The 17,710-nt window shown below is 69.5% G+C and carries 16 protein-coding genes; 8 read left to right on the top strand and 8 right to left on the bottom strand.

All coding sequences use genetic code 11. The features are described 5' to 3' along the window. Positions 1 to 42: 42 nt before the first annotated feature. Positions 43 to 489 (top strand): DUF2721 domain-containing protein, encoded by a 447-nt coding sequence (locus tag VFZ09_RS13170; RefSeq protein ID WP_329727895.1) that lies wholly within the window; start codon positions 43 to 45, stop codon positions 487 to 489. A 22-nt stretch (positions 490 to 511) separates the two neighbouring features. Here the strand turns inward: VFZ09_RS13170 and VFZ09_RS13165 are convergent, their stop codons facing one another. The 3 genes from VFZ09_RS13165 to VFZ09_RS13155 form a co-directional block, all read right to left on the bottom strand. Continuing rightward, positions 512 to 700: a hypothetical protein gene (locus VFZ09_RS13165; RefSeq protein ID WP_329727894.1), complete on the bottom strand. Its 189-nt coding sequence runs from the start codon at positions 698 to 700 to the stop codon at positions 512 to 514. 605 nt (positions 701 to 1,305) lie between these two features. Next, a complete protein-coding gene (locus tag VFZ09_RS13160; protein ID WP_329727893.1) occupies positions 1,306 to 2,397 on the bottom strand; it encodes a ParA family protein in 1,092 nt (363 codons plus the stop codon). After that, complete coding sequence (locus VFZ09_RS13155) at positions 2,394 to 3,590, bottom strand: RNA-binding domain-containing protein (protein WP_329727892.1); 1,197 nt, start codon at positions 3,588 to 3,590, stop codon at positions 2,394 to 2,396. Before VFZ09_RS13155 ends, VFZ09_RS13160 begins: the two co-directional genes overlap by 4 nt. Before the next feature lie 405 nt (positions 3,591 to 3,995). Here VFZ09_RS13155 and VFZ09_RS13150 point away from each other — a divergent pair, with 405 nt between their 5' ends. Further along, entirely contained in the window at positions 3,996 to 4,607 is a 612-nt protein-coding gene (locus VFZ09_RS13150) for a hypothetical protein (RefSeq protein ID WP_329727891.1), read from the top strand. Positions 4,608 to 4,685: 78 nt separating this feature from the next. Beyond that, a complete protein-coding gene (locus tag VFZ09_RS13145) occupies positions 4,686 to 5,408 on the top strand; it encodes a YsnF/AvaK domain-containing protein (protein ID WP_329727890.1) in 723 nt (240 codons plus the stop codon). A 1-nt stretch (position 5,409) separates the two neighbouring features. Here VFZ09_RS13145 and VFZ09_RS13140 read toward each other — a convergent pair whose 3' ends face one another. Further along, positions 5,410 to 6,309: a LysR family transcriptional regulator gene (locus tag VFZ09_RS13140; RefSeq protein WP_329727889.1), complete on the bottom strand. Its 900-nt coding sequence runs from the start codon at positions 6,307 to 6,309 to the stop codon at positions 5,410 to 5,412. A gap of 121 nt (positions 6,310 to 6,430) precedes the next feature. Between VFZ09_RS13140 and VFZ09_RS13135 the strand changes: the two genes are divergently transcribed. Further along, positions 6,431 to 7,063 carry a hydrolase gene (locus tag VFZ09_RS13135; RefSeq protein WP_329727888.1) on the top strand — a complete coding sequence of 211 codons (633 nt, stop codon included), beginning with the start codon at positions 6,431 to 6,433 and terminating at the stop codon, positions 7,061 to 7,063. Positions 7,064 to 7,149: 86 nt separating this feature from the next. Here VFZ09_RS13135 and VFZ09_RS13130 read toward each other — a convergent pair whose 3' ends face one another. Beyond that, entirely contained in the window at positions 7,150 to 7,908 is a 759-nt protein-coding gene (locus VFZ09_RS13130; protein WP_329727887.1) for a slipin family protein, read from the bottom strand. Then, positions 7,905 to 9,236, bottom strand: a complete 1,332-nt coding sequence (locus tag VFZ09_RS13125) for an NfeD family protein (RefSeq protein WP_414640698.1) — start codon at positions 9,234 to 9,236, stop codon at positions 7,905 to 7,907. Before VFZ09_RS13125 ends, VFZ09_RS13130 begins: the two co-directional genes overlap by 4 nt. Positions 9,237 to 9,438: 202 nt before the next feature. On the opposite strand from VFZ09_RS13125, the gene VFZ09_RS13120 reads away from it, so the two are divergent. From VFZ09_RS13120 to VFZ09_RS13105, 4 genes are all read left to right on the top strand, one after another. Beyond that, the gene (locus tag VFZ09_RS13120; RefSeq protein WP_329727885.1) at positions 9,439 to 9,654 is read left to right on the top strand and encodes a hypothetical protein; all 216 of its coding nucleotides are present in this window, start codon (positions 9,439 to 9,441) and stop codon (positions 9,652 to 9,654) included. Positions 9,655 to 9,738: 84 nt separating this feature from the next. Then, entirely contained in the window at positions 9,739 to 10,962 is a 1,224-nt protein-coding gene (locus tag VFZ09_RS13115; protein WP_329727884.1) for a M20/M25/M40 family metallo-hydrolase, read from the top strand. Then, complete coding sequence (locus tag VFZ09_RS13110; protein ID WP_329727883.1) at positions 10,959 to 11,870, top strand: cyanophycinase; 912 nt, start codon at positions 10,959 to 10,961, stop codon at positions 11,868 to 11,870. Before VFZ09_RS13115 ends, VFZ09_RS13110 begins: the two co-directional genes overlap by 4 nt. Beyond that, positions 11,867 to 13,828, top strand: a complete 1,962-nt coding sequence (locus VFZ09_RS13105; RefSeq protein WP_329727882.1) for an OPT family oligopeptide transporter — start codon at positions 11,867 to 11,869, stop codon at positions 13,826 to 13,828. Before VFZ09_RS13110 ends, VFZ09_RS13105 begins: the two co-directional genes overlap by 4 nt. Positions 13,829 to 13,855: 27 nt before the next feature. Here VFZ09_RS13105 and VFZ09_RS13100 read toward each other — a convergent pair whose 3' ends face one another. Beyond that, the gene (locus VFZ09_RS13100; protein WP_329727881.1) at positions 13,856 to 14,569 is read right to left on the bottom strand and encodes a hypothetical protein; all 714 of its coding nucleotides are present in this window, start codon (positions 14,567 to 14,569) and stop codon (positions 13,856 to 13,858) included. 29 nt (positions 14,570 to 14,598) lie between these two features. Next, a complete protein-coding gene (locus VFZ09_RS13095) occupies positions 14,599 to 17,697 on the bottom strand; it encodes a TonB-dependent receptor (RefSeq protein WP_329727880.1) in 3,099 nt (1,032 codons plus the stop codon). Between the last annotated feature and the right edge of the window lie 13 nt (positions 17,698 to 17,710).

The raw sequence follows: 17,710 nt of genomic DNA, 5'->3' as shown, positions 1-17,710 counted from the left end.
AGCGGGTGGGACCTCTCCTCCATCCGGGTGATTGGAGCGGCGGTGACGCCAGCGGTGAGGGTGTCGGCGTGCGGCATCCTGGCGACGGGGTTGGACAACCAGATCGCACGGATGACGTCGCGCACGCGGGACATGCTGAAGGAGTGGCGCTCGTTGCCGGAGGACAGTCCGAGGCGCGAGGTGCTGCGGCTGGAGGTGGGCATCCTGGACCAGAGGCACCTGCTGCTGGCGCGGGCGATGGCGACGGCCTACGCGGCGCTGCTCTCGTTCGTGGTGACGTCGCTGCTGTACCTGTCGCAGCGGCGCTTCGGCGTGCCGGACGTGCCGCCGGTGGTGTCCTTCTCGGTGGGCGTGGTGCTGCTGGGGTTCATCGTGGTGTTCGCGCTGGCGTCGTTGCGGCTGGGGCGCGCCGCGCTCGAGCTGGAGAAGCGCGAGATGTTCGGGGTCGTCGTACCGCCCGGGGCCGGTGGCGAGCGGAAGGAGCGCTGAGCTTCCCCTTCGCCGTCCGCGGTCACTGTGGCGCGAGCTCCTCGAGGTACCGCTCCTCGATGACCGTGAAGATGGGATCGCACGTGGGGCAGACCTTCGCTACTAGGCGCCAAGCGTCGTAGCAGAGCCCCGTGCAGTACTGGCAGCGGAAGCGGGGGGAGGCGACGATGACTTTGGGCGTGCCATCTCCGTCCACGTCCTCGAAGTCCAACGTCGCGTAATCGGCGCCCAGCTCGGGACCGATGCGCTGCGTCTCATCCGAGCAGCGGACCGGCGTATAGACGGTGAAGCGGCCGGTGGTGCCGGGCTGGTCCTCGGTGAAGCAGATGTCGTGCTTCTGGAAGGGGTTGGCCGGCCTGGAACTGGAACGCGCCCATGGCCGCCAGGAGGAAGGTGAGCAGGCCCCCTGCGAGCCCCAGACATCCGAAGGTGACGGCCTTTTTCGCCGGAGTCATCCGTGGGCGTGGAGGCTAACAAGTCATGTGCGGGCGTCCCAGAGCGCTCACCTGCCTGCCCGCCCTCGCGGTGAGTAACGTGGCCCCTGCCGCCTGGACGCCCTCCCGATGTGGCGAGGCGGGGCTTCCCGGGGCGTGCTGCGCGAGGGGAGCTCACTGCGCATGCTCATCAGCGGAGCCCGGAGTCAGGTGCCAGCTGTGGCGGGTGGTCGCGCCGCTGCTCGCGGCGGGGGCGGCGTCGGCCTCGGGCGAACGAGGCACCCTCAGCGCGTTCCTGCACGGACTGCTCGCCTGGGCGGGGTGCTCCTTCTCGTGGCGGTGGTGAGACCGGGACGCGTGAGTTTGAAGACCGTTCTTACGTTCAAGAGTGAGATGGACGACCTCCATGTCCACGTCGATCTCGAAGAGATTCTTCCTCGAAGGGTGTTGCTTCCGGCACCTCTTCAAGCCGCTCCAGCAAGAGGTCAACCAATTTGGTGAACTGCTGTCGACACCGGGCCACGGCTTGGATTTGGCCGCCGCCGATACCGTCCGCTTGTTTTAGATCGAAAAGAGGTTTCCTCACCTGCTGGGCCAGGGGCACCAGGCTCGCGAAGTGCTTGATGAAGGCGATACACTGCGCGTCCTGCTCTACCGTCAGTGAGGAGGGGGGGGGCTCCTCTTCAAGAACGAATCGGTGAAACCAGTTTGGAATTTGAAGTGCCCACTGAGCGTAACCCGAGGGCATTCGGTCCGCTCGTGCAAGGTGCTGCTGGACGATGTATCCGATAGGACTGAATCGGTGGATGGGCAGAGACTCCTGGACTCTTCCCTTCAGATGGTTGCGGCAGGCGTCCTCCCATTCATGGCGCCAATCGACAAGGGTGGGGCCCACGTTCGAAAGCCCTTGTAGGCTGAAGAGGTCAGGCGCGAGTGGAACAATGACCGCATCACATGCCAGCAGTGCCGCGCGATTCAGAGCACCAAGGCTAGGGCCGACATCCAACAAGACGATATCGGCACTCACACGCTCTGCGGCCATGTTCGACAGGACGTCGAGGGCCGTTGTGACGTCGAGAGCGCGTTCGTTGTTCCTGGAGGACTTCTTGGGCCATTCTTCGGCCAGGGTTTGCTCGAAGCTGCTGAGATTCAAGTGTCCTGGCAGCAGATAAAGGTCCGGAGCAACAGGGACGAGCGTTGGCTCTAGGACATCCCCCTTTCCACGTCGCACGAGGTCAATGCAGCCCGCGACTGTTCGCCCGGACTTTTTTCCGGCTTGCATCGCCTTGCTCTCTTCATTCCATATCTCGAAAAGCTGTACGTCGCCGAGGAAGATAGCTGAGAGATTGCACTGCGGATCGTAGTCGAGGACGACAGTTCGATGCCCATTTCGGGCCAGCATGTGCGCGATGTTGAAGGTCAAGGTGGTTTTTCCTACACCACCCTTATTGTTGAACAGAACGAGAGATTTCATGCCTTCCTCCGGACGATGAGCCGGGTGAAACCATTCGTCTCGACCTCAAGTTCGGGGTTATCGTTCTTCGCAAGGAACCTGCGGACCAGCCGGATGCCTCGGCCAAGTTGTTCGACATAACCGAGCTGGACCAGCCAATCAGTGATGTTTGGATTGCGATAATCAGACTGGGTGCCAAATTCTCCCGCGCTCGCTCGGCCGAAAGGTCCCCCAGGATTCGAGAATTCAATTCGATCATCGAACCATTCAATGCGTCCGGGCGCGTGCGTTCCCTCATATTGACGATGCTGGATCATGTTTCGCACCAGTTCTTTGAGGGCGTCCACCGGATATTCAGGCACGAAGGGAGAGCGAATGCCTTGCACAGAACCAGGAACCGCTACGACATGCGCACTCATCTGAGCCCAAAGTGTTTCCAATTGTTGGGGGAGGGAACCCGTGACTGTCTTCCTCCAGGCTACCGGAGCATCAATGTCCGTTCCCACATAGCGGACGAGTTCTACGGTGGCTCCCGGGAGGAATGTCTGCGGACTCAGGCCGAAGATCAGGAGGGCCGTGGGATTGGGCACCCAGGTGCCTTGAACGGAAGCCCCGAGTTGCACCTGGGTTAACCAGGACTCAAGTGACGGGAAGAGATCGGTGTCCTCGACACTTTCTCTGGCATCAATGTACCGGGCATTGAGTGTGGTGGTGTCCAAGTCGGTCAGGGTGGCACCGTGCCAAGGACGCAAATCAAAGGGGTGATGCTTTTCGGGTCGTCTCTCTCGGAGCCGTTGGATGTCCGCCTCTGTCGCACGACGGGTTGTAGAGCCCTGACGCACCCACGCTATACCGTCCACCGTGACAATAGGAGGCACCGCATAGGGTTCGACTCGTACGGCGAAGACGAACTTTCCCTCGAACTCGACCATGTCGATGTCGAATGCGGGGGTCGGCCAGAGCCTGGTTGCGCGAAGTCGGTCCGCCAGAATCCGCTGCTCGTCATCAAGCTTCGTGCCTCGGGCTTCGATCCCCAAGACGCTTCCGTCCTTCCTGACTCCAATGAGCAGGAACCCGGGTTTACGGCTATCCCCCAGGTCATTCGCCAGCGCACAGACCGCTTGGAGGATCTCGTTCGAATCGCGGGAGGATTGTTTCCACTCAAGGCGTGGATCTTCGCTCTTCAGGTAGGACTTCAATTCCTCAGGACTCACTGCCGACCTCCTGCCATCCCTGTGCGTTCGGAACTGGCGCCTCTGGCATGAGTATCCCCATTGAACGCTTGAAGCAACGAACCAGGAATCAGGTAAAGCGTGCCCTTCGGCTCTGGCGGTGTCCCTTGAAGGAACCGGACTTCGCTGGATGAGATGCCCGCCTGTGCTCCCGATACGGAGGGGTGCCCTGGTGGAAGTGTCCGGAGTGTAGACCGGGCTCATGGGTTGCCCGCCTGCCCGCCCTCGCGGTGAGTGACGTGGCCCCTGCTGCCTGGACGCCCTCCCGATGTGGCGAGGCGGGGCTTCCCGAGGGGTGCTGCGCGCGGGAAGCGCACTGCACATGGTGATCAGCGGAGCGCCCGTCAGGGTGCTCGCGACCGTTACTCCCGAGCGAGGAGAGACACCATGGACGAGACCCATCGCAGGACGTTCCACCCCCTCTCCGAGGTGCGCTGGAGCGCGGTGGCCACGGGCGCGCTGTTGGGCGCGGCGGTGTGGCTGGTGCTGCTGCGCTTCGGCGACGTGCCCCGGGCGCTGCTGCTGGAAGAGGCGCCCGGAGTCGGGCGTCAGGTGTGGTGGGTGGTGGCGCCGCTGCTCGCCGCGGGCGTGGCGGCGTGGACGGGGGCGTCCGCTTCGGGCGAGCGCGGCATTCTCGGCGCGTACCTGCACGGATTGCTCTCCTGGGCGGGCGCGCTGTTGCTCGCGGCGCTGGTGGGGCCGGGCAGCGTGGGCGTCCTGCCGGTCGCGGGGTGGAGCGGGCTCGCGGCGGTGGTGGGCGCGGTGGTGGGCGCGGCGCTCGGACGCGCCCTGCTCGCCGGCCGCCTGTCCGCGCCGAGAGGGTTCCACGGCATCGGCCGCCGGCCCTCGACCGGGGCCCACCCCGTGGAGGAGCCGGGCCGCGTCTCCCAGGTCCGCTCGCGGTGGCGCGAGGTGCTCACGGCGCGGCGCGGGGCTCCAGAGGGCCGCCGGCCCGGGGCCCACGAGGACACGGGGCGTCCGGACCAGGACCTGCACTGAGGGCACGGAGAGGGCACGGGTGGTGGACACCCGTGGGGACGAGTCACGACACGACGGGCAACCGAGGAGCGGACAGTCATGGCTGGAGACGGGACGGAGGAGCTACGGACGGGTCTCGCGGTGCGAGGGGCGGATGGCAGGCGCCTGGGCACGCTGGTGGGGCTCGATGCGGGGGTGCTGGTGGTGGAGCGCGGCTTCTTCTGGCCGCAGCGCTTCACCGTCTCCCGCAGTGACGTGGGCGCGGTGAAGGACGGGGAAGTCCGGCTGCTCGGAGGCGCGGCGCTGCGCGAGACGCACACCGGGGCCCTCCTGAGCGAGCCCGCCCAGGCGCGGGAGTCCCTTGCCCGCGAGACCTCCGGAGCCAGCGTGCGCGAGGAGGGAGACGACGTGCGGGTGCCACTGGCGCGCGAGGACGCGTACCCGCTGCTGCGCATGCGCGACGTGGGGGCGGTGCGCGTGCGCAAGGTGGTGCGCACCGAGCTGAAGCAGCTCACCGTGGAGGTACGGCGCGAGGAGCTCGTGGTGGAGCGCCTGCCCGTGCAGCCGGGGGCCACCGCCGCGCCCGAGGGCACCCCCGCGGGGGCGTTCGAGGAGCTCGAGCAGGTCATCCCGCTGTGGCGCGAGGACGTGGAGGTGGTGAAGCGCGCCGTGGTCTACGAGGAGGTGCACCTGAAGAAGGCGGTGGAGCGGCGCACCTGGACGGAGGAGGTGCCGCTGCGCCAGGAGGTGGCGCGCGTGGAGGAGGAGGGCGACGCGCGGCTGGACGTGGGCGACGTGCGTTCGGACTCGCACTCGCACTGACTCACTTCCACGGGGGCTGCCGGGCGAAGCGCTCGACGAGCAGATCCAACAGCGCGCGCACGGCGGCGGAGAGGTGGCGCCGGCTCGGGTAGAGGGCGCGGAGGGTGGACTGGCCGGTGCTCCACTCCTCGAGCACGGGGACGAGCTTGCCCGTGCGCAGCTCCTCGCTGCAGAGGAAGCGCGGCACGTGGGCGATGCCCAGGCCCGCGAGGGCGGCCTGCCGGACGAGCGGGAAGGAGTTGACCGCGTAGCGGGCGCGGATGCGCACCCGGCGCGTCTCGCCTTCGCGCTCGAAGCTCCAGGTGTGCCCCTGCCGGGACGTTCCGAAGACGATGCACGCCAGCGAGGAGAGCGCTTCGGGAGTGGCCGGGGTGCCATGCGCGCGCAGGTACCGGGGGCTGGCGCAGCAGAGCAGGTCCGCGTCGCCCAGCTTGCGCATGACGAGGCTGGCATCCGTGTCGCCCACCGCGCGGATGGCCAGGTCGAAGCCCTCCTCCACGAGGTCCACCTTGCGGTCGGTGAGCACCAGCTCCACCTCCGTCTCCGGGTAGCGCGCGAGGAACTCGGCCACCGCGGTGCCCAGGAAGGCCTGTCCGAAGAGCTGGGGCGCCGTGACGCGGACGAGTCCCCGGGGCGCCGTGCTGGCATCCCGCACGCGGGCATCGGCCTCCTCGGCCTGGGCGATGATGCGCGTGCACTCCTCGTAGTAGGCCTGCCCCACCTCGGTTGCCTGGACGCTGCGCGTGGTGCGATGCAGCAGCCGCACGCCCAGCCGCTCCTCGAGCCGGGAGATACGCTCGCTCACCGTCGACTTGGGCATGCCGAGCGCCTTCGCCGCCCGGGTGAAGCCCTGTTCACGCACCACCCGCACGAAGAGCTGCATCTCATTGAGGTCCACCATGGCATTGTTCGTACACGCGAACAGGGCATCCGGAAAGGGCCTCCTGGTCCGCCTGGGCGGACGCTCCTACTGTGTGTCTCGCCGGCGACGGCACCCCTTTCCACCCTTCTGGAGACAGCCCATGCGCAACATCAACGCCCTCACCCTGGACAACTGCGTCTTCGCCTTCATCGACCACCAGCCGTTCGTGGCCTTTCCGGTCCGCTCCATCTCGCCCGAGGAGCTCATCAACAACGTGACGGGCCTGGCGAAGGTGGCGCGGGCGCTGGAGATTCCCACCGTCCTCACCACCATCTCGGCCGAGGGCGGCCCGCTGGCGGATCCGCTGTTCATGCAGCTCGCGCAGGTGTTCCCCGGCGTGAAGCCCATCGACCGGAACAACACCAACGCCTGGTCGGACGCGGCCTTCGTGGAGGCCATCAAGAAGACGGGCCGCAAGAAGCTGGTGATGTGCGGACTGTGGACGGAGGTGTGCCTGGCGCAGACGGTGGTGTCGGCGTTGAAGGACGGCTACGAGGTGTACTTCGTGAGTGACGCGTCCGGTGGGCTGAGCGCGGAGTCGCACCACGACGCGAAGCTGCGGATGGTACAGGCGGGCGCGGTGCCGATGACGTGGTTCGCGGTGATGTCGGAGCTCTGCCCGGACAACAGCGCGCCGGAGTACCAGCGGCTCTACGGGCTGGTGACGGAGAACGGGGGCGGGCTGGCCTACAACGTCCAGTACGTCCTCGCGCAGCTCAACCGGACGAAGTGAGCGGGTGGAACACGGGCGGGTGCCACTACGTGCTGGAGAATGGGGAGCGCGTCCTGGGCCGCACCATCGCGGCCTGACGGGAGCGCTCACTTGGGCTGCAGGCTGAGCGCCCGTATCAGGTCCAGGGGAATGGGGATGATGGTCTGGTTGCCGCCCCCTGTGATTTCCACCAGGGTCTGCAGGTAGCGGAGCTGGAGGGTGATGGGGTTGCGGTTGAGCACCTCGGCGGCGAGGGAGAGCTTCTCGGCGGCCTGGTGCTCGCCCTCGGCGGCGATGATTTTCGCGCGGCGCTCGCGCTCGGCCTCGGCCTGGCGGGCGATGGCGCGCTGCATCTCCGCGGGCAGGTCGATGTGCTTCACCTCGACGTTGGAGACCTTGATGCCCCACGGGTCGGTGTGGGCATCGAGCACCTTCTGGATGTCGCGGTTGATGCGGTCGCGCTCGGAGAGCAGCTGGTCGAGCTCCACCTGGCCGAGGATGGCGCGCAGGGTGGTCTGCGCGAGCTGGCTGGTGGCGTAGAGGTAGTCCTCCACCTGGAGCACGGCCTTGTCGGCGTGGATGACGCGGAAGTAGACGACGGCGCTCACCTTCACGCTGACGTTGTCCCGGGTGATGACGTCCTGCGGGGGCACGTCGCGCGCGACGGTGCGCATGTCGATGATGACGATGCGCTCGACGAAGGGGATGAGCCACCGGAAGCCGGCGCGCTTGAGGCCCACGAAGCGGCCGAGCCGGAAGACGACGCCGTTCTCGTACTCGTTGACGATGCGCACGCCGGAGAGGAAGGCGAGCACGAGGATGCCCAGGGGAATGAGGAGCCCGAGGGCGCCGAAGAAATCGGTCATGACTTCACCTCATCGACGAAGAGGGTGAGCCCCTCCACGCGGCGCACGACCACGCGGGCACCGGCGGGAAGGGGAGAGGAGGAGACGGCGGCCCAGCGCTCGCCATGGACGAACACCTCGCCGCCGGAGGGAGACACGGAGTCGAGCACCTGGCCCATCTCGCCGACGAGGCCCGCGTCTCCGGCGAGCTGGGGTTTGCGGCGGGTTTCCGCGGCGCGGAAGGCGAGGAAGACGGCGGCCCCGGCGACGAAGACGGCGGTGGGGAGCATGGTGCGCAGGGGAACGCGCAGGGGGCTGTCGAGGAACCAGTCCGGATCGAATCGGTCCACGAGGAACACGCCGCCGAGCACGAGCAGCCCGAGGCCGGCGGCACCGAGCAGACCGCTGGTGACGAAGAGCTCGGCGACGAGCAGGGCGATGCCGAACAGCATGAGGACGATGGCGCCGGTGCGGACGGGGAGCGCGGAGGAGGCGAGCAGGGCGAGCACGAGGCACACCACGCCGAGGAGGCCGGGGGCGATGAGGCCGGGGTGGGTGAGCTCCACGGCGATGCCGAGGCCGGCGAGGAGGAAGAGGATGTAGACGACGGCGGGCTGGGCGAGGGCGTGGAGGAAGCGCTGGGAGAAGGAGGGGTGCAGCTCGACGAGCTGGGCGTTGGCGGTGCGCAGGGTGACGGGCGAGTCGCCGACGGTGACGGAGCGGCCATGGGCCCACTCGAGGAAGGCTTCCTGGGAGGGGGCGACGTGCTCGATGACATGGAGGGCGAGGGCCTTCTCGGCGGGGACGGACTCGCTCTGGCGGACGGCGCGGATGGCCCACTCGACGTTGCGGCCGCGCTGTCTGGCGATGGACTCGACGAAGGCGACGGCGTCGTTCTCGATCTTGCGGGCCATCTCCTTGCCACCGGCGTCCTCGGGGTCCTGGCCGGTGAGCCCGACGACGGGGTGTGCGGCGCCGATGTTGGTCCCGGGAGCCATGGCCGCGAGGTGGGAGGCGAGGGTGATGAAGACGCCCGCGCTGCCGGCGCGGGCACCGGAGGGACCGACCCAGACGAGGACGGGAATGGGGGCGCCGAGGAAGGCGCGGACGATGTCGCGGGTGGACTCGAGCTCACCGCCGGGAGTGTCGAGGCGGACGAGGAGCGCCTGATGACCGGCCTCGTGGGCGCGGCGGACACAGTCGACGAGGTAGGCGCGGGAGCCGGCATCCACGGTGCCATCGAGGACGCAGCGGGAGACGATGGGAGGAGCGGGAGAATCCGCATGACTGGCCGGCTGGCCGAGCAGCAACAGACCCAGCAGGAGCACCGTCCAAACCGAACGCCCCAACCCACCCATCGCGCCTCCTTCCCCTCTCCCTCCGGGAGAGGGACGGGGTGAGGGTATCCGTCCCCGTACTCCAGTCCGTGAATCAGCCCGGACCACATATCCACTGTGCGCCAGCGTGTCGCCCCTCCCTGGAAGGCAACCATCCAGCCGAGCACGGCCCGGAAAGGGCCGGGTGTCGCCTGTGATACAGACGGGCGGAGTCATGCAGCGCATCCAACCGAATCCCGGCGCCGGGGTGGCGCTGTCGCCCGTCGAGAACCAGAAGCCCGAGCGAGGCGGGCACCTGCCGCTGATGGGCGGAGGCATCAAGTCGCTGGCCGTCCTGAAGCGCTTCGTGGAACTGGCGGGAGGGGCGGAGCGGCCGGTGGAGGTGTTCCCGATGGCGGGCGAGAAGAGCCGTCCCACGGAGCGGAGCTGAAGAAGCAGCTCGAGGATGCGGGGGCGGAGGAGAGGGCGGGGGGTGAGGGTGTACGGGGGCGATCCTGTGCTACACCGCGCCGCCGTGTCCCGAAACCCACTGAATCCCGAAGAAGTGCTCGCCGAGGCCCGGCGCCGGATGCCCGAGACGCTCGAGTTGCTGGCGTCGCTGGTGGAGACCAACAGCCACGCGGAGAACGCGGAGGGGGTGGCGGCGTGCCTGTCGCTCCTGGAGCCGAGGCTGCGCGCGCTGGGCCTGGAGACGCAGGTGCTCGAAATCCCCATGCCGGAGCCGCGCGAGGCGGGGAGTGCCCCTTTCCGGAGGCACCTGCTGGCGTGCTCGCCGGAGCCGGAGCGGGGGCGGCCCACGGTGCTGATGAGCTTCCACCTGGACACGGTGTTCCCGAAGGAGCACGGCTTCCAGAAGCTGGTGGAGCGGAGCGCGGAGCGGTGGAGGGGGCCGGGCGTCTCGGACATGAAGGGCGGCATCGTGACGGGGCTGCTGACGCTCGAGCTGTTTAAGGGGCTGGGGGCGCTGGGGCTGGCCCACTGGCGCTTCTTGCTGAACACGGACGAGGAGCTGGGCTCGCCGACGGGGATGGCGGCGCTGAGGAAGGCGGCGGAGGGGGTGGACCTGGCGCTGTGCTTCGAGGCGGCGAGGCCGTGCGGAGGGCTGGTGGTGGCGCGCAAGGGGCTGGGGGCGGGGCGCTTCATCGCGACGGGGAAGTCGGGGCACGCGGGCATCGCGCACGACACGGGGGTGAACGCCTTCACGTCGATGGCGAGGGCGGTGGTGGCGGCCGAGGCGCTGGAGGCGCGCTTCCCCGGGCTGACGGTGTCGCCGGGCGGGAAGGTGGCGGTGGGGCCGGTGGCGCTGAACATGATTCCGGACCACGCCGAGTGCGAGCTGGAGTGGCGTTTCACGGAGCTGGCGGTGGGGGAGGCGGTGTTGGAGGAGCTGGGGCGCATCGCCGAGCGGGTGGGGGCGGAGGCGGGGGCGCCGGTGCGCTTCGAGGGGAGCCTGGAGGCGCCGCCCATGGCGGAGTCGGCGCGCACGAAGGCGGTGCTGGAGGCCTACGTGGGGGCGGCGAGGGACCTGGGGATGAACATCCAGGGCGTGGCCACGGCGGGGGTGGGGGACATGAACCACGTGTCCCGGATGGGGGCCCTCTGCCTGGACGGAGTGGGGCCCGAGGGGGGTGGCTTCCACACGGAGAACGAGTACCTGGTGGTGGACTCGCTGGCGCGGCGCGCGGCCATGAACGTGGTGGGGCTGAGCCGGTACCTCGGCGAGGGGGAGCGCGCGTGAGCCGGAGCGTGGCGCGGGTGCGGATGGCGGTGGCGCTGCTGCTGGGGCTGTCGCTGACGGGCTGCGCGGCGGCGCTGGCGCGCGACGGAGAGCCCTCGAGGCGCGAGCCCGCCGAGGCGCCGGCGCCGGCTCCGGTGCGAGGTGGGCACCTGCTGTTGATCGGGGGAGGCTTCAAGCCGCCGGAGGTGCTGAAGCGCTTCGTGGAGCTGGCGGGAGGGGCGGAGCGGCCGGTGGTGGTGTTCCCGATGGCGAGCGAGGAGAGCCGCCCGTCGGGAGAGGAGCTGAAGAAGCAGCTCGAGGCGGTGGGGGCGAAGGAGGTGCGGGTGGTGCACCTCGACGAGCGCCGGGACGCGCTGAAGCCCGAGGTGGTGGAGGCGGTGAAGGGCGCGGGTGGCGTCTTCTTCGGTGGAGGGGACCAGAACCGGATTGCGCAGCGGCTGGTGGACACGCCGGTGTTGCAGGCGCTGCGGGAGCTGCTGGCGCGCGGAGGCGTGGTGGCGGGGACGAGCGCGGGAGCGGCGTGCCAGAGCGAGGTGATGTTCGTGGGGGAGGGGGACGAGACGGTGCTGCGCGCGTCGAACATCGTGACGACGCGAGGCATCGGGCTGTGGCCGGGGACGATCGTGGACTCGCACTTCATGGCGAGGAAGCGGCAGGGGCGGCTGGTGAACCTGGTGGCGGAGCACCCGGAGCTGCTGGGGGTGGGAATCGACGAGGCGACGGCGGCGTGGGTGAAGCCGGACGGGACGCTGGAGGTGGTGGGGCAGGGGTGGGTGGTGCTGTACGACGCCGCGAAGGCGCGGGTGACGCGGACGGCGGACAACCGCCTGTCGGTCTCGGGGTTGGTGCAGCACGTGCTGGTGGATGGCCAGCGCTTCAATCTTCCGCAACGGACGGTGTCTCCATGAGTGGTTCTCCGGCGAGCGGTTCTCCGGCTCCTTCCCACGAGCCCACGCCCGCGGCACCGGTCGCGGTGCCCGTGGCCGATTCCTCCCTGGCGCCCGTGGAGCTCACGCGGCGCGCGGTGGTGGCGGGCGTGGTGTTCGGGGCGATGTTCGGCGCGGCCAACGCCTACCTGGGCCTGCGGGTGGGCATGACGGTGGCCACCTCCATTCCGGTGGCGGTGATGACGGTGGCGCTCTTCCGCGCCCTGGGCGGCCGGGCCTCCATCCAGGAGGCGAACCTGGCGCAGACGATCGGCTCGGCGTCGACGGCGCTGGCCACGGGCTCCATCTTCACGCTGCCGGCGCTCTTCCTGTGGGGGCTGGTGCCGTCGTACTGGCAGATCGCCGGGCTGGCGCTGCTGGGCGGCCTGCTGGGCATCTCGGCGATGATTCCGTTGCGGCGCCTGCTGCTGGTGCGCTCGGCGAAGGAGCTGCCGTACCCGGAGGGCCGGGCGTGCGCGGAGGTGCTCCACGCCACCACGGGCGAGCGCGCGAGCACGTCCGCGGGGACGTGGATCTTCCGGGGCCTGCTGCTGGGCGCGGGGGTGAAGCTGGTGCTGGAGCTGCTGCGGCTGGTGCCGGGGGAAGTGGGCCTGGCGCTGCCGGGGCTGCGCAACGCGGAGCTGGCGATGGAGATCGCCCCGGCGCTCATCGCGGTGGGCTACATCCTGGGCTTCCGGCAGTCGGCCATCGTGGTGTCGGGCAGCGTCATCTCCTCGCTGGTGCTCATTCCGCTCATCACCCACGTGGGAGGGGCGCTGACGGTGCCGCTGGCGCCGGAGGCCACGAAGCTGGTGTCGCAGATGGACGCGGGCACCATCTGGAGCCGGTACGTGCGCTACATCGGCGCGGGCGCGGTGGCGGCGGCGGGCATCGCCACGGTGGTGAAGGCGCTGCCGTCCATGGCGGGGGCCTTCCTGGCGGTGGCGAGCGGGTGGCGGGGCTCGCGCGGGGAGTCCGCGGACGAGGCCGGGGGCCGGACGGAGCGGGACATCCCGGGCAGGGTGGTGGGGGTGGTGCTGGTGGGGGTGGTGGGCGCGCTGGTGGTGGTGCCGGGGCTGCTGGGCGGCGAGCTGAGCCTGGTGCAGCGGGTGGTGTGCGCGGTGGGCGTGGGCGTGCTGGGTGTGGCGTTCGTGGCGGTGGCCTCGCGCATCGTGGGGCTGGTGGGTGTGTCGTCGCAGCCCACGTCGGGCATCACGCTGGTGACGCTGCTGTGCATTGGCGGGGTGTTCACGCTGCTGGGGTGGACGGGCCCGGGCATGAAGGCGGCGGTGCTGATGGTGGGCACGGTGGTGGCCATCGCCGCGTCCAAGGCGGGAGACATCTCGCAGGACTTGAAGACGGGGCAGCTCGTGGGGGCCACGCCCGCGGTGCAGCAGGTGGGCCAGTACATCGGCGCGGCGACGGCGTGCTGGGCGGTGGCGGCGACGCTGCTCTTCCTGGGCAAGGCGTACGGGTTCGGCTCGCAGGAGCTGCCGGCGCCCCAGGCCACGTTGATGAAGACGATCATCGAGGGGCTGATGTCGGGCTCGCTGCCCAAGGACCTGGTGCTGGCGGGCGCGGGGCTGTCGGTGGGTGCGATGCTGGCGGGGGTGAACGGGCTGGGCTTCGCCATCGGCGTGTACCTGCCGCTGGCGGCGATGGCGCCCATCTTCGTGGGAGGCGTGGCGCGGCGGCTCGCGGACGGCTGGAGCCGGAAGACGGAGGAGGACGCGGAGGGAGGCCCCGGCGTGCTGGCGGCCTCGGGCCTGGTGGCGGGCGAGGGGCTCGCGGGGCTGGCGGTGGCGGTGCTGGTGGGCGGCTTCGGCTATGCGCGGCCGAAGCTCCCCCTGCTGGAGGCGGGGGCGGGCAGCCTCGCCGCGCTGGCGCTGGTGGTGGGCCTGTGCGCCTTCCTGGTGCGGGCGGGCCGCTCCAGGCCCTGAGCCCCCTCGTCCTTCCTCCGGCGTGCCTCAGTTGCCGCGCTTGAAGGCGGGCACGCTGTCCGAGTCCAGCACGCACAGGGCGCTGGCCTCGTCGCACCGGACGGGGAACGACTCGTCCAGGGCGAGCAGGGTGTCGTAGTCGGGCTCGCGGCACAGCCGGGCATCCGTCTTCGGCGTGCCGTCCTCGTTGTACTCGAGGTCTCCGTCGTCGTTGCGCACGTGGCAGGAGACGGCGGGGAAGACGCCAATGGCCTCGTAGGTGGCCGAGCAGGTGCCCTCGGTGTAGCGCACCGTGGCGAGCCACTGCGTGCCCGGCGCGGCGGCGCTCACGTGGAAGCGCACGTCGCTCCACGCGTAGCGCACGTCCACGCCCGGCTCCTCCGTCACCTGCTGGCGGCCCTCGGACACGTCCTGCACGCGGCAGAAGCCGTCCTGGCCGGGCATGTCCTCGCGCAGCGAGCCCAGGGAGATGGGCGAGTGGCTCTCGTCCGCGTCCTCGCCCACCAGCCGGAACAGGGCGTCCGGTTGGAGCGCCACCGTCTGCGTCTGCGCGCCGGGCGGGTTGTACTTCTGCACGCCGACGATCTCCGGCTTCTTCGAGGCGCAGGCGCCGCTGCCCTCCTTGAGCACGTAGCGCACGGCGTGGCCGCCGCGGCCGACGATGCAGCGCACGGGGGGCTGCTCGAAGGCACAGCCGCTCAGTGACAGGAGGACGGCACATCCCAGAAGGGGGCTCTTCATGTTCGGTCTCATGGGGTTTCCCGGAGTGCTCAGAAGCTCAGCTTGGCGGAGACGCGGATGCTGCGGGGCGCCTGGTAGGCCGTCGTCTTGCCGTAGTTGGGGTTGCGCTTGACGTCGAGTCCCTCCAGGGCGGCCAGGTCGCGGCTGTTGACGAGGGGGTCCACCACGTCGAACGTGTAGTTCTGGTCCCGGGCCACCTCCTGCTGGAAGTTGAAGACGTTGAAGACGTCGGCGCTGAGGGTGGCCACCACGCCCCGGGCCACGGGGTAGCCCACGCCCACGCGGGCGTCGATGTTGTGCACCCACGGCAGCCGGCCGGCGGCGCCGCGCTCGAGCAGGTACACCTGGCCGTCGCCGTACAGGTCATGCGAGCCCAGCACGCTCAGCGGCGTGCCCGACTGCCCCCGGTAGGTGAGGCCCACGTCCAGCAGCACCTTGCCGGGAAGCAGGAACTCGCGCGCGCCGTAGGCCTTGATGGCGTGGGCGCGGTCGCTGGGCAGCGGGCCCAGGCGGTTCTGCAGCAGCGAGGCCAGGTCGAAGTCCGAGGTGATGTTGGGCGCGAGCTGGCCGCTCTCCGGACGGAACATGCCGGTGTAGTTCCCGCGCAGCGAGGACCAGGTGTACGAAATCTGGCCCAGCCACTGGTTGGAGAAGCGCTTGTCGAGGAAGACGGTGACGGCGTCGTAGTCGCGCACGGCCCGTGGGAACGACGAGGCGATGCCCTGGCCCGGGTTGCCCAGGAAGAAGGTGGTGGCCTGGTCGTTGCTCATGTCCTCGATGACGGCGTTCATGTACCGGCGCGTGTACGTGAGGCCGGCCCGGGCGTCGTCGAAGAGCTGGTACTCGCCGCCGACGACGAACTCGTCCGACGACTGGGCCTCCAGCCTCGGATCCACGGGCACGTTGTCGCCGCGGATGGGGAGCCACTTCGCGTTGGGGTCCTGCTCGTTGCTGTAGCCCCGGTCGTAGAGCGTCTGCAGGTTGCCCGGGTCCCTGCACTCGGCGTAGGGGGCCTCCTGGCGGAGCGGATCACACCCGGGCGTGGTGCCGCGGGCCGCGCGGTAGAAGGACTGGAGGCGGCGCTCGCCGGGGAACTGCGCGTTCACCATCTCCATGACGGTGTTCTGGTAGTAGCGCGCGTAGTTGGCGAACAGCTTGGAGCGGCCCTGCTGGGTGAAGTCGTACACCACGCCGATGCGCGGGGAGAACTGGTTGGGCAGGGCCACGGCCAGGCGCCCGTCTCCGCCGTAGAGCGTCTGCATGTCGTAGCGCAGGCCCACGTTGAGCGACACCTTGTCCAGCACGCTCCAGCTGTCCTGCACGAAGGCGCCAATCCCGTTGGACGAGGAGGCGGTGTTCCACAGCGGGAGGATCTTCGGCTCGTCGGGGCCGAGCATGTAGCCCATGGAGCGGTGGAGCTGCCAGAAGCGGCCCCGGCGGTCCTCGCGGTACGTGCCCATTCCGGAGAAGGCCACGCGGCCGGTGGCCGTCACGTAGTCCAGGTCCAGGCCCGCCTTCATCACGTGGTGGCCGAGCGCCTCCATCAGGTAGGTGCCCACCACCTTGGCCTGGTAGCGGTCCAGCACGTCGTCATTGAGGCGGCCGGGGCCGGCGTAGGCGTACGTATAGGCCGGGCAGCGCGTGGTGCCGCCGGGCGTGGCCGGGTCGCACACCGTGGGGTCCTCCAGCGCCTCGAACTCGCTGATGGAGTGGGGGTTGGCGCGGCGGTAGTTGAAGCGGGGGACGCCGGCCAAGCCGGTGCTCCCGCCCAGCTCGCTGCCGTCCGAGGCGAGGAAGGTGTTGCTCTGGTGGTGCCAGCCGAGGCTCGCGTCCAGCAGCAGCCGCTTGTCCAGGAAGGACGAGTTGAGCTTGAGGGCCACGTCGCGCGAGTCGTTGGTGTAGCGGTGCGCCAGGGCGTCGAAGCTGCCGGTGAGGCTGCGCGTCTCCACGCGGCCGTCCTCGGGGTCGAAGCCGAAGCGGCCCTTGCCGCCCGACTCGTAGGGCGTGCCCATGACGGAGAGCGACAGCGCGTGGTCCGCGTTGAGGTTGTAGGTGAGCTTGCCGATGTACTGGTACGAGCGCTGATCCGCGAACCAGTCACGCCGGGTGTTGGCGATGGGGGTGGCGTTCGTCTCGTTGCCGGCGGCGTCGAAGTCGACGGTGTAGAGGCTGCGCTCCAGGCGCTGGCGGTTGGCGGCGGTGGCGGCGCCCACGAAGAACCACAGCTTGTCCTGGAGGATGGGACCGCCGAGCTCGAAGCCCACGTCCCCCTGGTTCCACATGCGCACGTCCGTGCCGATGGCGCCCTCGCGCAGCGTGCTCATGCGGCCGGCGTACAGCCCGCCCGGCGCCAGCGTGCCGAAGACGGAGCCGTGGAACTGGTTGGAGCCGGACTTCGTCACCACGTTCATCACGCCGCCGGTGGCCCGGCCATACTCGGGCATGAAGCCACCGCTGATGACGTTGACCTCCTGCACGAACTCCACGCTCAGCTGCGTGCCGAGCAGGCCGAAGGCGGGATCTCCCACGCTCAGCCCGTCGATGACGAAGCCGTTCTCCGGCGAGCTGGTGCCATTGATGGACATGCCGTAGGTGTCGGCCTGGACGCCGGGGGCCACCTCGGCCAGCGACTCGAAGGAGCGCGACGCCGAGCCCTTGCTGCCCGGCGCGGACAGGGCGATGCGGCGGGCGAAGTCGGCGCTCACGTTGACACCCGTGGTGGTGGAGCCCACGTCCACCGTGGGCGCCTGCGCCACCACGTCGATGGTGGACTGGAGCCCCTCGGGCAGCAGCATCACGTTGACGCGCAGGGTGGTCTCCAGCCGCAGCTGGACGTCCTCGCGGGCGAAGGGCTGGTAGCCCTCGCGCTCCAGCCGCAACGTGTACGTGCCCGGCGGCAGTTGCGGCAGCCGGTAGAGGCCCGACTCATCCGTGAGGGCCACCTTCTCGCCCTGCAGGTTGGGTGAGGTGGCGGTGACGACCGCGTCCGCCAGTGGCTTCTTCGTCTCCGCGTCCATCACCGTGCCGGTGATGACCGACGTGCCCTGGGCGAGCGCGGGCAGTGCCGCGAGCCACACGAGCAGCAGCACGGCGCGATGTGCTCGCGCCAATGAACCTGGATTGTGCATGAACCCCTCCCCG

It is taken from the genome of Archangium sp., assembly GCF_036277355.1.
GTDB lineage: Bacteria > Myxococcota > Myxococcia > Myxococcales > Myxococcaceae > Archangium.
This window is presented reverse-complemented; position numbering and strand designations above follow the sequence as displayed.

Coding starts and splice junctions, on each gene's coding strand:
- VFZ09_RS13160 (WP_329727893.1), bottom strand. CDS start 2,397: ATGAAATCTCTCGTTCTGTTCAACAATAAGGGTGGTGTAGGAAAAACC.
- VFZ09_RS13150 (WP_329727891.1), top strand. CDS start 3,996: ATGGACGAGACCCATCGCAGGACGTTCCACCCCCTCTCCGAGGTGCGC.
- VFZ09_RS13145 (WP_329727890.1), top strand. CDS start 4,686: ATGGCTGGAGACGGGACGGAGGAGCTACGGACGGGTCTCGCGGTGCGA.
- VFZ09_RS13140 (WP_329727889.1), bottom strand. CDS start 6,309: ATGGTGGACCTCAATGAGATGCAGCTCTTCGTGCGGGTGGTGCGTGAA.
- VFZ09_RS13135 (WP_329727888.1), top strand. CDS start 6,431: ATGCGCAACATCAACGCCCTCACCCTGGACAACTGCGTCTTCGCCTTC.
- VFZ09_RS13130 (WP_329727887.1), bottom strand. CDS start 7,908: ATGACCGATTTCTTCGGCGCCCTCGGGCTCCTCATTCCCCTGGGCATC.
- VFZ09_RS13120 (WP_329727885.1), top strand. CDS start 9,439: ATGCAGCGCATCCAACCGAATCCCGGCGCCGGGGTGGCGCTGTCGCCC.
- VFZ09_RS13105 (WP_329727882.1), top strand. CDS start 11,867: ATGAGTGGTTCTCCGGCGAGCGGTTCTCCGGCTCCTTCCCACGAGCCC.
- VFZ09_RS13100 (WP_329727881.1), bottom strand. CDS start 14,569: ATGAAGAGCCCCCTTCTGGGATGTGCCGTCCTCCTGTCACTGAGCGGC.
- VFZ09_RS13095 (WP_329727880.1), bottom strand. CDS start 17,697: ATGCACAATCCAGGTTCATTGGCGCGAGCACATCGCGCCGTGCTGCTG.